We start from the raw sequence: 14,336 nt of genomic DNA, 5'->3' as shown, positions 1-14,336 counted from the left end.
TGTATCAGGCTCGGTCTGCTGCCTGCTCGTCCCGCGGTACGCGGCGGAAGAGCACGTCGTTCACGACATGACCCTTCTCCAGTCCCTGCCCCTCGAAACGGGTGAGCGGCCGGAAGGCCGGACGCGGCGCGAAACCGCCGTCCGGCCGCGTGTTCTCGAAGCCGGGGTGCTCGGTGAGCACCTGGAGCATCTGCTCCGCGTACGGCTCCCAGTCGGTGGCGCAGTGCAGCACCGCCCCCGGCGCGAGGCGGGTCGCGGCGAGGGTGAGGAACTCCGGCTGGATCAGCCGCCGCTTGTGGTGCCGCTTCTTCGGCCAGGGGTCGGGGAAGTACACGCGCAGCCCGCCGAGCGAGCCGGGGGCGAGCATCTCGCGCAGCAGGATGATCGCGTCACCGTTGCCGACCCGTACGTTGGTCAGCCCCAGCTGGTCGGCGAGGTTGAGCAGATTGCCCTGGCCGGGGGTGTGGACGTCCACGGCGAGGATGTTGGTGGCCGGGTCGGCGGCGGCCATCCGCGCGGTCGCCTCGCCCATGCCGAAGCCGATCTCCAGGACGACCGGGTTGTCGTTGCCGAAGAACTCCGCGAGGTCGAGCCGCCGGCTGCCGTCGATGTCGAAGCCCCAGGCGGGCCACAGCCGCTGCAGGGCGTCCGCCTGCCCGGCGGTCACCCGGCTGCGCCGCGGCTGGAAGCTCCGGATCCGCCGCTCGAAGTGCGACCCGGCGGGATCGGCCTTCGGTCCGTCGGGGAACCGGGGCTCCCCCTTGGCCCGGGTGTGCCGGACCGGCACTCCGGGCGTGTGCGGCGAGTCCTGGCCGGGGGCGGGACGAAGGGCTTCGGAAGCGTTAACGGTGTCAGACACAGTGCCTCCGATTTTACGGGGCCCGCGCACCGAGCCCCGGAACGGAATCCCGGGGGCGGCTCTCGCGGGGCCGGCGGGGCCGGCGGGCGGCCGCGTGCCGTGGGCGCTGTGCGCCGGCCAGGTCGCGGTTCGGGGCGTCCCTTGCGGGCCGGCTGCGGCTGTGCGGCCGTGTGCCCGTCGGTGTCCCGTTCACCCGGCCAGGGCGACGTGGGCCCGCGCTCCTGGTCGCCGCCGTGGCCCCGTGCGCGGGGGCAGCGACGCGTCGGTCCGGGCGTCCGGGGTTCAGCGTCCCGCCGTCTCCAGCGCGGCCAGGGCCCGTCGCGCGACCTCGCGGCCGATCGGCAGGGATGCCGTCGCCGCCGGGGAGGGGGCGTTCAGTACGTGGACCGTGCGGGCGGTCTCCTGGATCAGGAAGTCGTCGGCCAGGGTGCCGTCCCGCAGGACCGCCTGGGCCCGTACCCCGGCCGCCGCCGGCACCAGGTCGTCCTCCCGCACCGCGGGCAGCAGCCGGCGCACGGCCCGGGTGAAGGCCCGTCCGGAGAGCGAGCGGTGCAGTTCGCCGGTGCCGTACCGCCAGTGGCGGCGGGCCAGCTGCCAGGAGCCCGGCCAGACCAGGGTCGCCCCCAGCTCGCGCGGACGCACCGTGCGCCAGTCGTAGCCCTCGCGGGCCAGTGCCGGTACCGCGTTGGGGCCGACGTGGACGCCGCCGTCGATGCCCCGGGTGAGGTGGACGCCGAGGAAGGGGAACGCCGGGTCGGGCACCGGGTAGACCAGGCCGCGCACCAGTTCCGGCCGGGCCAGCTCGTAGTACTCGCCGCGGAACGGCACGATCCGGGCGCCGGGCTCGTCGCCGGTGCGGCGGGCGATCTCGTCGCAGTGCAGACCGGCGCAGTTCACCAGCACCCGGCCGCGTACGACGTCGCCGCCGGCCGTCAGGACGGCGACTCCCCGGTCGGGGCGGCGGTCGACGCGTATCACCCGTGCCCCGTAGCGGATCTCCGCGCCCGCCGCCTCCGCCGCCTGGGCGAGCCGGCGGGCCACCGCGGTGAAGTCGCAGATGCCGGTGGTGCCGACGTGGATGGCGGCCAGGCCGTCGACCTCCGGCTCGTACTCCGCGATCTGCGCGCCGGACAGCTCGCGGACCGCGATGCCGTTCTCCCGGCCGCGCTGGACCAGGGCGTGCAGCCGGGGCAGCTCCTCGCGGGTCGTGGCGACGATCAGCTTGCCCGTCACGGCGTGCGGGATGTCGTACTCCGCGCAGAACTTGACCATCTCCGCGGCGCCCGACACCGCGTACCGCGCCTTCAGCGAGCCGGGGCGGTAGTAGACGCCGCTGTGGATGACGCCGCTGTTGCGGCCCGTCTGGTGCCGGGCGGGCCCCGGCTCCTTCTCCAGCACCGCGACCCGCGTGCCCGGCGCCGCGCGCGTGAGCGCGTACGCCGTCGACAGGCCGACGATCCCGCCGCCGATCACCAGTACGTCGCAGTCGTACGACCGCCCCGTCACCACCCGCACCACCTCCCGCGTCCGATAGTGCACTGCGCCACTGACAACGCCTTCAAACCCGAAAGGCGGGTTCTTGACGCGCGGACCGGGTCAGGCGGTCGTCATCAGCAGCGGGCGGGCGCGTTCGCGCAGTTCGACCACGCGGGGTTCGTCGCTGTAGGGCTCCAGACGGTGCAGGAGGTCCCTGACGTACTCGGTGGTGCGGACGGACGAGATGCGGCCCGCGACCTCCACCGCGCGGACGCCCTGCTCGCAGGCCGCGTCCAGGTTGCCCGACTCCAGTTCGGCGACCGCCGAGACGACCAGCCGCAGTCCGTGCGAGCGCACGAACTCCTCCGTCGGACTGGACAGCGCCTGCTCGGTGAAGCGGCGGACCTGGCGGGGCGCCTTCAGGTCGCGGTAGCACTCCGCGGCGTCGGCGGCGAAACGGTCGTAGGAGTAGAAGCCGAGCCAGGTCGGGTCGCTGTCGCCGGGACGGGAGCGTTCCAGCCAGCTCTCCGCCGACCTCAGGGCGGCACCGGCCGCCTGGGCGTCCCCCGCGCGGGCGTGCGCGCGCGCCTCGACGAGGCGGAAGAAGCTCAGGGTGCGGGCGGTGGCCAGCCCCCGGTTGCGTTCGAGGGCGGCCTGGGCGAGGTCCACGCCCTCGTCGCCGAAACCGCGGTAGGTCGCCTGCAGCGACATCGAGGCGAGTACGTAACCGCCCAGGGGGACGTCGGCCGCCGCGCGGGCCAGGCGCAGGGCCTGGATGTAGTAGCGCTGGGCGGCCTCCTGCTGGCCGGTGTCGAAGGCCATCCAGCCGGCCAGGCGGGTGAGTTCGGCCGCCGCGCCGAAGAGGGAGCGGCCGACGTCGTCGGAGTAGGAGCCGAGCAGCAGCGGGGCCGCCTCGACCCTCAGGCATTCGGGGACCATCGACGAACGCCAGTCCCCTCCGCCGTACTTGGAGTCCCAGCGTCGGGCGTCCTCGGCGGCCTCCCGCAGTTTCCGCACATCGCTGTGGCCGACTTTGGACGGTGCGCCGGAGCCGTCGGCGGGGTTCGCCTCGCGCGCCACCGAACTGTCGGCCGGGGTTATCAGCCAGCGCGACGCGGGCGTCGCGTACGCGCTCACCGCGAACGATCCGGCGAGCGACTGCCAGATGCCGCCGGAGCCGGCTCTGCGGCCCGCCAGGTCCAGCCGGTACAGCTCCGTGGCGGAGCGCACCGCCTGTCCGACGTCACGGGGGAAGGCGAGGCCCACCTCGGGTGCGGGGTCCGCGTCCGCCAGGCCGATCTCGTGGAGCGGCACCGGACGGCCCAGCTTCTGGCCGATGGCGGCGGCGATCAGGTGCGGAGCGGCGCCCTGCGGCACCATGCCCTTCGACACCCAGCGCGCCACCGACGTCTTGTCGTAGCGAAGTGTCAGTCCCCGCTGGGCGCCAAGGTCGTTGACGCGTCGCGCGAGGCCTGCGTTGGAGATTCCCGCGAGGGCGAGAACGGCGCCGAGCTTTTCGTTCGGCCCGCGTTGCTCCCTGGACATGCGCCACCCCTCGACACAGACGGCTGCCGCGCTGGCATAACCACGCGGCATTCGTAAACCCAGCGTAGTTCGCCGCATCCCAAGCGTTAAGGGGCATTCTTCCGGATGGCGGGATTGTGGTCCGTACTGAAGTACGGGTCCGATACGCGCAGTTGCGGCGCGCTCCCGGTGTGTGGCCGTGCGCCCGTGTGTGCGCTCTTCTCCGGCCATCACGGGAGCGGTTCCATGGTCGGTGCGTGGGTCGGCCCGCTGTACTGGATCCAGTGGGCTGGGGGACACCGCCGCCCTCATCCCCGCGGGCGGTGGAACGGTCCGGGAGGCGTGTTCCGTCTCCCGGACCGCGCGACCGCCCAGCGGTGCGCAGAGCCTGTACGGAGCGTGTTCGAGACTGACCTCACCGCTCCGATTTGGCCGAAAATAGACCCCACTCTTTCGGGTGTATCACCGCTTCTACGCTGGTAGTTGACGGCGCGTTGGGGGTTTAAAGGGCGCGCTGTGGGGGCGCATTCGCGTCGTGATGGCCTGGTCGGCCGTGTGGCGCCGGTACGGTGACTCCTCTGTGGCGGGCGCCCGTCCGGGGCGGGGCGGGTGTCTCCGCCGGGGCGCATCCGACGGAGCGCGTACGGTTCCGGCACCCCTCCTGAGCGCCTCCTTCATGGCAGCATGGGGAACCGGTTCGTACGGTGCACTGGTTGTCCACAGCATGTGGAGGCGGCGATGCGGTGGTTGGTGGGATGGAGCAGCACCGCCGCGGGCGCCACGGGGTTCGGCCCCACCGGCTCCGCCGGCGCCACCGGGATGGACGGCGAGACCGTGCACCCCGTGGGATCCCAGCTCCTGTGGGGTGACCCCGACCCGCTCTGGGCGGTCGGCGACTGGCGCCCCGACGAGGTACGGGTGGTCAAGGCCGACGAACAGACCCGGATCGCCGTCCTCGGCACGTGCGGGGCCTCCGACGAGCAACTGCGCGTCGCGCTGTTCGCCGCGCGGGGCGGGGCGCTGCGGCACCTGACCGCCTGGCCGGGGAGTTACACGGCGGTCGTGCAGGTGGGGCGCCGGGTCACCGTCTGCGGCGATCTCGCCGGCGCCCGTCCGGTCTTCCACACCCCGTGGGCGGGCGGCACCGCGTACGCGACCGCCGCGCTGCCGCTTGCCGACCTCATCGAGGCCAACCTCGACTTCGGACACCTCGCCGCGCTGCTCGCCGCCCCCGACGTGCCGGCCGCGCTCCACGACTCCACCCCGTACGACGGCGTGAAACGCATTCCGCCGGGGCATGCGCTGATCCTGCGCGCCGGGGCGCGCGAGATCGCCGGGTACGAACCCGTCGCCTCGCTCGCCGTCGCCGCGCCGCCCGCCGACCCCGACCACGCGGTGGACGCCGTGCGGGACGCGCTGGTCGAGGCCGTACGGACACGGCTGGCCGCGCCCCGGCACGTTCCCGGCGCCGGTATCGACCCCGGGCCCGTGCCCGGGATGGGCCCCGCCGAGCGGCGGGCGGCCCGGGGGACGCCCGTGCCGGGGATCGGGGCCGACCTGTCCGGCGGGCCGGCGTCCGGGGCGCTGGCGCTGCTGGCCGCGGGGCTGCCCGGGATGCCGGGGACCGTGCTGGGGCACGGGACGGGGGCGGGGGAGCGGCTGCTGGCCGTCACCTTCAACGACCTCGCCGGCGGGTCCGGTGGGGCGCGGGACGACGACGAGCTGTCGCGGGCGGGGGCGCTGGCCGCCAATCCGCGGCTGCACCACGTGGTGGTGACCGGCGCGGAGTCGACGCTTCCGTACGTCGATCTGGACGGGCCGCTGACGGACGAGCCCGGGCCCTCGCTGGTGTCCGCCGCGCGGCACCGGGCGCGGCTGGCGGCGGGGAGCGCGGATCACTTCACCGGGTACGGGGCGAAGCAGGTGCTGGACGCGCATCCGGCGCGGCTGGCCGATCTGCTGATGGACCGCAAGCGGCGGCATCTGGTGCGGCCGGTGGCCGCGCTGGCCAAGGCCGACGGGTCCGTGATGGTGCCCGCGCGCGTGTACGCCGCCGCCCGGCGGCTGGCGCGCACGCCGTACCGGGCGGGGCTGGAGTCGCTCGCGGAGCGGCTGCTGCAGCGGCGGCTGGACGACGACGGGCCCGGGGGTGCGGCGGACGCCTCGCTGGCCGCGCTGACCTGGGGGAGACCCGGGCCGGCGGCGCGCTGGCTGACGGGCGAGGCGCTGGCTGAAGTATCGGTTCGCCTGCAGGCGTCGACGCGGCGGTCCGAGGTGGGGCCGGGGCAGCGGCCCGGCGATTTCCGGGCGCGGGCGGCGCTGGCCCGGCACGCGGCGGATCTGCGGGTGCTGGAGCAGGCGGCCGAGATCCGTTCCCAGCGGCTGCACGCGCCGTTCCTCGACAACCAGGTCGTGCGGGCGTGCCGGGCGCTGCCGGAGGCGCTGCGGGTGCAGCCGGGGGCGCGGGCGTCGATCCTGCGGTCGGTGTTGGAGGGGGCGGGGGTGCGGGAGCTGCCGACGGGTTGGGGGGCGCCGGGGGCGGCCGGCCCCGCGGCCGCGGCGCGTACCGGGCTGCGGGTGGCGGCGGACTCGCTGGTGGCGCTGTTCGACACGCCGCTGCTGGCGGAGGCGGGGCTGGTCGAGGCGCGGGTGGTCCGCAAGGCCCTGCGGGGCGCGGCGGAGGGCGAGCCGCTGCCGCTGGACGGCCTGGCGGATCTGGTCGCCCTGGAAGTGTGGCTGCGCCGCCTGCTGGCCCGCAGGGGAACCTGCTGGACCGGCACCCCGGCCCGCCAACGCGCGGTACCGGGCGGAATCGCCCCCCAACGCGGCGCCCTCGGCGCCGGCACGGCCGGCACGGCCGGCACCCGCTGAGGTCCGCCTGCGGCGCGGCGTTCGGTCTGGTGGGGGGGATGCCTGTGGCGCGGCGTTCGGTTCGGTGGGGGGATGCCTGCGGCGCCTGTGCGGCTTCGGTGGGGGCGTGTGTAGCGCCCACGGCCGGTGGGTGGGTCGGGGCCGCGTCGGGGGTGTCCGTCCTCGGACTGGCGCGACTGCGTTCCTTGGAGGGGGTGCGGGGTGCGGACGCGCCAGCCGCTGCGGGCGGCCACCCCCGCCCCGTCCCCTCCCCGCCGTACGCGACCACCTACCACCGCCCCGCGGGCAGCCGCGCCGCATCCCCGCTCTCCGCGGGCAGCCATGCGCTCTCCGCGGACAGCCGCCTGCCGCCCCCGCTCTCCGCGGGCAGTCGTGCCGCATCCCCGCTCTCCGCGGGCAGTCGTGCCGCTGGGGCGGCACGGGTGGGCGCGACGGCACCCCGTAAGCGCCGGGCCGCGCGAACACCCCCCGGACCACACCAGCGCAGGGCATCCCGTACGGCGCCGGGCCGCACGGACACACCCGGCTCACACCAACGCGAAGCACCCGACAGCGCCGGAGCCGCACTCCCACCGGCACCGCCGAACACCCCCTACGCCGGGCGTGAACGCAACCCCTCCAGCAGGATGTCCAGCAACCGCGCCGACGCCGCAGCCTGCTGCGCCGCATCCGGCAGGGACGGCGCCGCCGTAGCGATCACCAGCAGGACGTCGGACACCGACACATCCGGCCGAAGCTCACCCGCAGCCCGCGCCCGGTCCACCAACTGCCCCACGACATCCAGCAGCTGCGCCGCCCCGGCGTCGTCCTCCGCCGCCACGGCCACCGGCGCCTCCGGCACCAGCCGCAGCTCACCCGCCCCCGCCACCTGCGTCCGCTGCTGCGGCAACCGCGCATGGTCCGGCAGACCGTGCTCCTCCGCCACCCCCACCCGCAGCACCTGCGGCGGCAGCAACCGCCCCGCGCCGGACGCGACCGACGTGCGCAGGAAACGGGACAGCGCCGACCACGGCTCGTCCTCCTGGCCGAGCGCCGCCCGCGCCTGGTCGGTCAGCCGGGAGGTCTCCTCCTCGGCGATCCGCCGCACCAGGACGTCCTTGCTCGGGAAGCGCCGGTACACCGTGCCCACGCCGACCCGTGCCCGGCGCGCCACGTCCTCCATCGGCGCGCCGTAGCCCAGCTCGCCGAAGACCTCCCGCGCGGCACGCAGCACGTGCTCCAGATTGCGCTGGGCGTCCACGCGCAGCGGTGTCGTACGCGCCCCGTTCGGGCGTCCGCCGCCCGTGGGCGCGTTCATCGTCGCGCCGGCCGCGAGAGCGGAAGACCAATGAGAGTCCTGAACATGCATATGTATTCCCCCGGTAATGACGTCTCCCCCCGGAGACTTCTCCCCGCCATTGATGTCCGGGGCGCGTGGAACAGGCCCGGCTTGTCGGTCCCGCCCGTCGCGAGCCCGATGAGCGCATCCCCCTACACCCCGTCGACAGAAGAACATAGTTGAGAGGGGGTCAATTCAGAAGGGGCAGGTTCCGCACGGAGCGCCCCCCGATCGGAGTACGGGGCGCATACGTCCCGAATGTACCCCTGAGCGAGGTCCAGTTCACCGCTGCTGACCTGGGGGAATTCCGGCAGGGACGGTGAATCGGCCAACCCGGTGCACGCGGGCCCTCCGGTCACACAATTCGTCGGGGCTGTGGACAAACGCAAGCGGCGGGTGCGTCATGGGATGGTGAAGGAACGTGCGCGCATTCTCGTTGTCGGCGGCGGCTACGTCGGGATGTACACGGCCCTGCGCCTCCAGCGGAGGCTGAAACGGGAACTCGGGCGGGGTGAGGCCGAGATCACGGTCGTCACCCCGGATCCGTACATGACGTACCAGCCCTTCCTCCCCGAAGCGGCCGCCGGTGCCATTTCCCCTCGCCACGTCGTCGTACCGCTGCGTCGTGTCCTCGACCGGTGCCACGTCGTCATCGGCGAGGCCACCCGCGTCGACCACGCCGAACGCACCGCCACCGTCAGCACGCTGGCCACCGCCGAGGAGGGCACGGGAGGGCGGCGGATCACGTACGACGAGCTGGTGCTCGCGCCCGGTTCCGTGTCGCGCACCCTGCCGATCCCCGGCCTCGCCGACCACGCCATCGGCTTCAAGACGGTGGAGGAGGCCATCGGCCTGCGCAACCATGTGCTGGAGCAGATGGACATCGCCTCCTCCACCCGTGACCCCGCCATCCGGGACGCCGCCCTGACCTTCGTCTTCGTCGGCGGCGGCTACGCGGGCGTCGAGGCGCTCGGCGAGCTGGAGGACATGGCGCGCTACGCCGCGCGGTACTACCACAACGTCCGGCCCGAGGACATGAAGTGGATCCTCGTCGAGGCGTCCGGGCGCATCCTGCCCGAGGTCGGGGAGGAGATGGGCCGGTACACCGTCACCGAACTGCGCCGGCGCAACATCGACGTACGTCTCGAGACGCGGCTGGAGTCCTGCGCCGACCGCGTCGCCGTGCTCAGTGACGGGTCACGCTTTCCCACGCGTACGGTCGTGTGGACCGCCGGCGTCAAACCGCATCCCGTCCTCGCCGCCACCGATCTGCCGCTGAACGGGCGAGGGCGGCTGAAGTGCACCGCCGAGCTGGCCGTGGACGGGGCCGCGCACGCGTGGGCCGCCGGGGACGCCGCCGCCGTCCCCGACGTCACCGCGCGGGAGCCGGGGCGGGAGTGCGCCCCCAACGCGCAGCACGCGCTCCGCCAGGCGCGCGTCCTCGGCGACAACGTCGTCCACTCCCTGCGGGGCGAGCCCCTGGAGACGTACGCCCACAAGTACGCCGGTTCCGTCGCCTCGCTGGGACTGCACAAGGGCGTCGCCCAGGTGTACGGGCGCAAGCTCAAGGGCTACCCCGCCTGGTTCATGCACCGGACCTACCACCTCAGCCGGGTCCCGACCTTCAACCGCAAGGCGCGGGTCGCCGCCGAGTGGACGCTCGCCGGGCTCTTCAAACGGGAGGTCGTCTCGCTCGGTTCACTCGAACACCCCCGGGCGGAGTTCGAACTGGCGGCCGGTGGAAAGCCTTCTCAGGACCCCCCGCACAACCCGAAGGGGTCGTCCTGACCGGACCCAGGAACTCCGGCGGCCGGACCGGCGTCTGACGGATGTCGGCCCGGTCGGCACCCTGCCAGACTGGTCCACCACCGCGGGCGGGCCCCCGCCCACCCCGGTGCGGCCCCCGGGGCCCCGGCCGGTCCCGGTTTCCGGCCGCCGACAACTACACGAGGCAAGGATTCGTGAACTTCACGCGCTGGAGCGCCCGGCTCCCCGGAACGCAGCGCCGCGCCGCAGCGCGGAACGAGCAGGCGGTCTCCCCGGACCGGCGGGGAGAGGGCTCCGTGCCCGGGGCCCGCGCCGAACAACTCACCGACGACGTGCGGCCCGTGCCCGCCGTCGACGATCTCGGGGTGCGCGAGGTCCTGGACCACGTCCCCTCCCTCGTCGCCCTGGTCCACGGCCCCGACCACCGCATCGCCTACGTCAACGACGCCTACACGGCGGCCTTCGGCGCCCGCCCGATCGGCGCCCCCGCGCGCGGGGCCCTCCCCGAGCTGGAGGCACTCGGCCTGCTGCCCCTCCTCGACCAGGTCCTGCGCAGCGGCAAGCCCCGCACGGTGAAGTCCCGCAAGGCCCCCGACGGCCGCTCCTACACCTTCACCTGCACCCCGGTCACCGAGGGCGAGGGCCGCGGGGTGCTCGTCTTCGCCACCGACGTCACCGACCACGCCGAGGCCGCCGAACGCCTGCGCGCCAGCGAACGCCGCCAGCGCGAGACCGCCGTCACCCTCCAGCGCTCCCTCCTCCCCCAGGAGCTGGAGGAGCCCGACGACCTGCGCGTCGCCGCCACCTACCACCCCGGCGGCACCGAGGCCGCCGTCGGCGGCGACTGGTACGACGTGATCACCCTGGGCGGCGGCCGCACCGCCCTCGTCATCGGCGACGTCATGGGACGAGGGGTGCGCGCGGCGGCGGTCATGGGCCAGCTCCGCACGGCCGTACGGGCCTACGCGCGCCTCGACCTCCCGCCGCACGAGGTGCTCCAGCTCCTCGACGGCCTCGCCATGGAGATCGACGCCAACCAGATCGCCACCTGCGCCTACGCCATCCACGACCCCAACGAGGGCAGCCTGGTGTACGCCTCCGCCGGCCACCTGCCCATCCTGGTCCGCGACGAGAACGGCACCGTCCGGCGCGCCGACGAACCGACCGGCCCCCCGCTCGGCACCGGCGGCTGGATGCACGCGTCCGGCTCCGTCCCCCTCACCCCCGGCTCCACCGCCGTCCTCTACACGGACGGCCTGGTCGAGCGGAGGAACGAGGACCTGGACGAGGGCATCGCCGCCCTGGAACGCGCCCTGGCCGGAGCCACCGGCAGCCCCCAGGTCGTCTGCGACCGCCTGATCCGCTCGGCCGGCGTCACCCCGGACCACGACGACGACGTCGCCGTGCTGGTCCTCCAGCACCCCGCCCGCAAGGGAGCGGAGAGCGAGCTCTTCCGCAACGCCGCGCTGGAACTGCTCGGCGGGGTCGAGGCGGCCCCCCGCGCGCGTGCCTTCGCCTCCGGCGTGCTGACCAGCTGGCGCTTCCCCGCCGAGCTGCACGACCTGGGCGTCCTGGCCGCCAGCGAACTGGTCGCCAACTCCCTCCAGCACGGCACGCCGCCCATGCGGCTGCGGCTGCGCCGCACCGACCGCCGCCTGATCATCGAGGTCACCGACGGCGACGACCACCTGCCGAGGCGCCGCCGCGCGGAACCCGGCGACGAGTCCGGCCGGGGCATCGCCATCGTCGCGACGATCGCCTCCGGCTGGGGCAGCAGACGCACCCCGGGCGGCGGCAAGGCGGTCTGGTGCGAATTCCTCCTGCCGAAGCCGAAGCCGAAGACGCCCGGCTCGTAACGGAGCCGGGCGTACGGGTCGGGTTGTACGGGGTGAGGCAGGGGCGCGTGGATCAGGCGTGCGCCGGAGCCTGTCCCGCTGCCGCGCCGCTCTGCACCACCACACGGCTCCGCGCCACCGACGGCTGGTCCTGCACGTCCGTGAGCTGCCGCCCGAGCCGCACCGCCAGCACCGTGATGCCCAGCGAGAACAACAGGAAGATCACGACGTACGGCGCGTGCAGCGAGGCGCCCAGCGGCCCGCCCACGGCCGGGCCCACGGCCAGCGCGAGCTGCTTCACCAGGGCGAACGCCGAGTTGTACTGTCCCGCCATCCCGGTCGGCGCGAGATCGGCGACCAGCGGCGCGAGCGTCGGCGACAGCATCGCCTCACCGAGCCCGAAGAGCGCGTACGTCGAGATGAACGCGGCGGTCGCCATCGTCTGGCTCCCGTTCCCCAGCCCCGCGTATCCGGCCACGGCCCACGCCACGGCCCAGATCAGCCCCACGGACGCGATCACGCGCGAGCGCTTGCGCCGCTCGACGAACCGCAGCACCGCGAACTGCGCGACCACGATCATCAGGGTGTTCGCGGCCAGCGCCGTCCCCAGCGCGGAGGTGGAGATCCCGGCGGCCTCGACGCCGTACGCGCTCAGCCCCGACTCGAACTGTCCGTAGCAGGCGAAGAACAGCACGAAGCCCAGCACACACAGCTGCACCATGGCCCGGTTGCCCAGCAGCTGCTTCCAGCTCCCCTTGGCCGACCGCGCCGAAGCGCCCCCGACGCGCGGCGCGTGCGGCATCCGCGCCGTCGCCATCACCACGACCAGCAGCAGGAACATCGCCGCCTCGATCGCGAAGAGGAGAACGAAGGAGCCCGCTTCCGTGGGGTCCACGAGGTGACCGCCGATGAGACCGCCGACGCCGAGCCCGAGGTTCTGCAGGAAGAACTGCGTGGCGAACGCCCGCGACCGGTTCTCCATGGTCGAGCAGTCCACGATCATCGTCGCGAGCGCCGGCTGCATCACCGCCTGTCCGGCGCCCAGCGCCGCCGCCGACAGCAGCACGGTCGTCGCACCGCTCGACAGGCCCAGGCTCAGCGCCCCGACCGCGGCCGTGACCAGGGCGACGAGCAGCACCGGCAGCGGGCCGCGCCGGACGATCGCCCGTCCGGCGAACGGCAGCACGATCAGCGCGGCCACGGCGAAGACGGCGAGCACGAGACCCGCCGTCATGGCTCCCAGCCCTCGCACCTGCGCCACGTAGACGTACAGATACGGGACCGTGAAGCCCAGCCCGAACGCGCTGAGTGCGTTGCCCACGTGGATCCGGCGCATCGCCGCGCCCATCGCCCTGGTCACGTTCACCTCTCTCAAGCAAGTAGTTAGGAGTGAAGACTTAGAAGCTAAAGTTCGATGCTAAAGGCTACACAGTGAAGGACTTCAAGGCAAAGGAGGGGCGTGCCATACTGCGGCCATGGGCGATACCTCCGGCCTCGGCGAGCCGACACTCGAAGAGCAGATCGCCGCGTACCAGCGCGAGTTCCAGGACCTCGACCCCCAGGTCGAGAAGATCGTCAACGCGCTGTCCCGCCTGAACCGCCGCATGAACGTCGCCTACGGCCGCCAGACCGCCGAGCTCGGCATCACCAACGCCGACTGGGAGGTCCTCAAGGCCCTCGTCCTCTCCGGCGCCCCGTACCGCATGGGCCCCGGCGACCTGGCCAAGCGCCTCGGCCTGACCCCGGCCGCCATGACCCACCGGATCGACCGCATGGTCGCCGAGGGGCTGGTCGACCGGGAGCGGGACGAGACCAACCGGGTCCGCGTGATCGTGGAGCTGACCTCCGCCGGCCGCGAGAAGTGGCTCGAGGCGATGCGCCTGGCCACCGTCTTCGAGGAGGACCTCCTCCAGGACCTCGACCCGGACGAGCGGGCGACGCTGGGCGAGGTCCTCACCCGCCTCCTGCGCCGGGTGGAACACGCCCAGCCGGACGCCGGCGGACGCCTCAGCGACCTGGACTGAAAAATCTTGGGCGGGGGCCGTTGACAGCCACCTCTCCGGTCCGTAAGGTTCTTCGGGTTGCCACGGGGCCGTAACGGTTCTTCGGCAGCACCTTCCGCCGCATCAGCGGCACTCAAAACCCCAGCACGACCTCCCGGTGGGAGCGATTTCGGCGCGCCCGAATTCAATTCCACCCCTCGATTTGAGGAACACGGAGAGAGTCCGCTAAGGTTTGAGACGTCGGAACGGCCCAACGGCCGGGAAGACAACCCGCTCTGACCGGGAATCAGGCCCGAAAGGATCTGATAGAGTCGGAACCGCCGGAAAGGGAAACGCGAAAGCGGGAACCTGGAAAGCACCGAGGAAATCGGGTCGGAAAGATCTGATAGAGTCGGAAACGCAAGACCGAAGGGAAGCGCCCGGAGGAAAGCCCGCGAGGGTGAGTACGAAGGAAGCGTCCGTTCCTTGAGAACTCAACAGCGTGCCAAAAGTCAACGCCAGATATGTTGATACCCTGACCCGGTCGGTTCGATCGGGTTGAGGTTCCTTTGAAAAAGAACACAGCGAGGACGCTGTGAACCGCCGGATCATTCCTCCGGTGGTTCCGCTCTCGTGATGTGTTGCACCGGATCACCGGTAAACATTCACGGAGAGTTTGATCCTGGCTCAGGACGAACGCTGGC

At 73.2% G+C, this 14,336-nt stretch carries 9 protein-coding genes; 4 read left to right on the top strand and 5 right to left on the bottom strand.

The genetic code is table 11. The annotated features are described in order from the left end of the window. Window positions 1–4: 4 nt before the first annotated feature. The 3 genes from trmB to ACZ62B_RS06940 all read right to left on the bottom strand — a co-directional run bounded on the left by trmB (window position 5) and on the right by ACZ62B_RS06940 (window position 3,880). A complete protein-coding gene (gene trmB / locus ACZ62B_RS06950) occupies window positions 5–859 on the bottom strand; it encodes a tRNA (guanosine(46)-N7)-methyltransferase TrmB (protein ID WP_468721054.1) in 855 nt (284 codons plus the stop codon). A gap of 282 nt (window positions 860–1,141) precedes the next feature. Beyond that, on the bottom strand, window positions 1,142–2,398 hold the full coding sequence (lhgO, locus tag ACZ62B_RS06945; RefSeq protein ID WP_468721052.1) for an L-2-hydroxyglutarate oxidase: 1,257 nt from the start codon (window positions 2,396–2,398) through the stop codon (window positions 1,142–1,144). Window positions 2,399–2,455: 57 nt separating this feature from the next. Further along, the gene (locus ACZ62B_RS06940; protein ID WP_344556113.1) at window positions 2,456–3,880 is read right to left on the bottom strand and encodes an MFS transporter; all 1,425 of its coding nucleotides are present in this window, start codon (window positions 3,878–3,880) and stop codon (window positions 2,456–2,458) included. A gap of 717 nt (window positions 3,881–4,597) precedes the next feature. Between ACZ62B_RS06940 and ACZ62B_RS06935 the strand changes: the two genes are divergently transcribed. Continuing rightward, on the top strand, window positions 4,598–6,730 hold the full coding sequence (locus ACZ62B_RS06935; protein WP_344556111.1) for an asparagine synthase-related protein: 2,133 nt from the start codon (window positions 4,598–4,600) through the stop codon (window positions 6,728–6,730). A 592-nt stretch (window positions 6,731–7,322) separates the two neighbouring features. On the opposite strand, the gene ACZ62B_RS06930 is transcribed toward ACZ62B_RS06935, so the two are convergent. Then, window positions 7,323–8,078, bottom strand: a complete 756-nt coding sequence (locus ACZ62B_RS06930) for a TetR/AcrR family transcriptional regulator (RefSeq protein WP_469689392.1) — start codon at window positions 8,076–8,078, stop codon at window positions 7,323–7,325. A 378-nt stretch (window positions 8,079–8,456) separates the two neighbouring features. On the opposite strand from ACZ62B_RS06930, the gene ACZ62B_RS06925 reads away from it, so the two are divergent. Together ACZ62B_RS06925 and ACZ62B_RS06920 are read left to right on the top strand one after the other, a co-directional pair. Continuing rightward, a complete protein-coding gene (locus ACZ62B_RS06925) occupies window positions 8,457–9,836 on the top strand; it encodes an NAD(P)/FAD-dependent oxidoreductase (protein ID WP_344556107.1) in 1,380 nt (459 codons plus the stop codon). 173 nt (window positions 9,837–10,009) lie between these two features. Continuing rightward, window positions 10,010–11,671 (top strand): ATP-binding SpoIIE family protein phosphatase, encoded by a 1,662-nt coding sequence (locus tag ACZ62B_RS06920; RefSeq protein WP_469689391.1) that lies wholly within the window; start codon window positions 10,010–10,012, stop codon window positions 11,669–11,671. Between the two features lie 52 nt (window positions 11,672–11,723). Here ACZ62B_RS06920 and ACZ62B_RS06915 read toward each other — a convergent pair whose 3' ends face one another. Then, a complete protein-coding gene (locus tag ACZ62B_RS06915; RefSeq protein WP_468721264.1) occupies window positions 11,724–12,998 on the bottom strand; it encodes an MFS transporter in 1,275 nt (424 codons plus the stop codon). 127 nt (window positions 12,999–13,125) lie between these two features. Between ACZ62B_RS06915 and ACZ62B_RS06910 the strand changes: the two genes are divergently transcribed. Further along, a complete protein-coding gene (locus ACZ62B_RS06910; protein WP_344556104.1) occupies window positions 13,126–13,674 on the top strand; it encodes a MarR family winged helix-turn-helix transcriptional regulator in 549 nt (182 codons plus the stop codon). The last annotated feature ends 662 nt before the right edge of the window (window positions 13,675–14,336 follow it).

The organism is Streptomyces sp. NPDC053426 (genome assembly GCF_055585405.1).
This window is presented reverse-complemented; position numbering and strand designations above follow the sequence as displayed.

Coding starts and splice junctions, on each gene's coding strand:
- ACZ62B_RS06940 (WP_344556113.1), bottom strand. CDS start 3,880: ATGTCCAGGGAGCAACGCGGGCCGAACGAAAAGCTCGGCGCCGTTCTC.
- ACZ62B_RS06935 (WP_344556111.1), top strand. CDS start 4,598: ATGCGGTGGTTGGTGGGATGGAGCAGCACCGCCGCGGGCGCCACGGGG.
- ACZ62B_RS06930 (WP_469689392.1), bottom strand. CDS start 8,078: ATGCATGTTCAGGACTCTCATTGGTCTTCCGCTCTCGCGGCCGGCGCG.
- ACZ62B_RS06925 (WP_344556107.1), top strand. CDS start 8,457: ATGGTGAAGGAACGTGCGCGCATTCTCGTTGTCGGCGGCGGCTACGTC.
- ACZ62B_RS06915 (WP_468721264.1), bottom strand. CDS start 12,998: ATGGGCGCGGCGATGCGCCGGATCCACGTGGGCAACGCACTCAGCGCG.
- ACZ62B_RS06910 (WP_344556104.1), top strand. CDS start 13,126: ATGGGCGATACCTCCGGCCTCGGCGAGCCGACACTCGAAGAGCAGATC.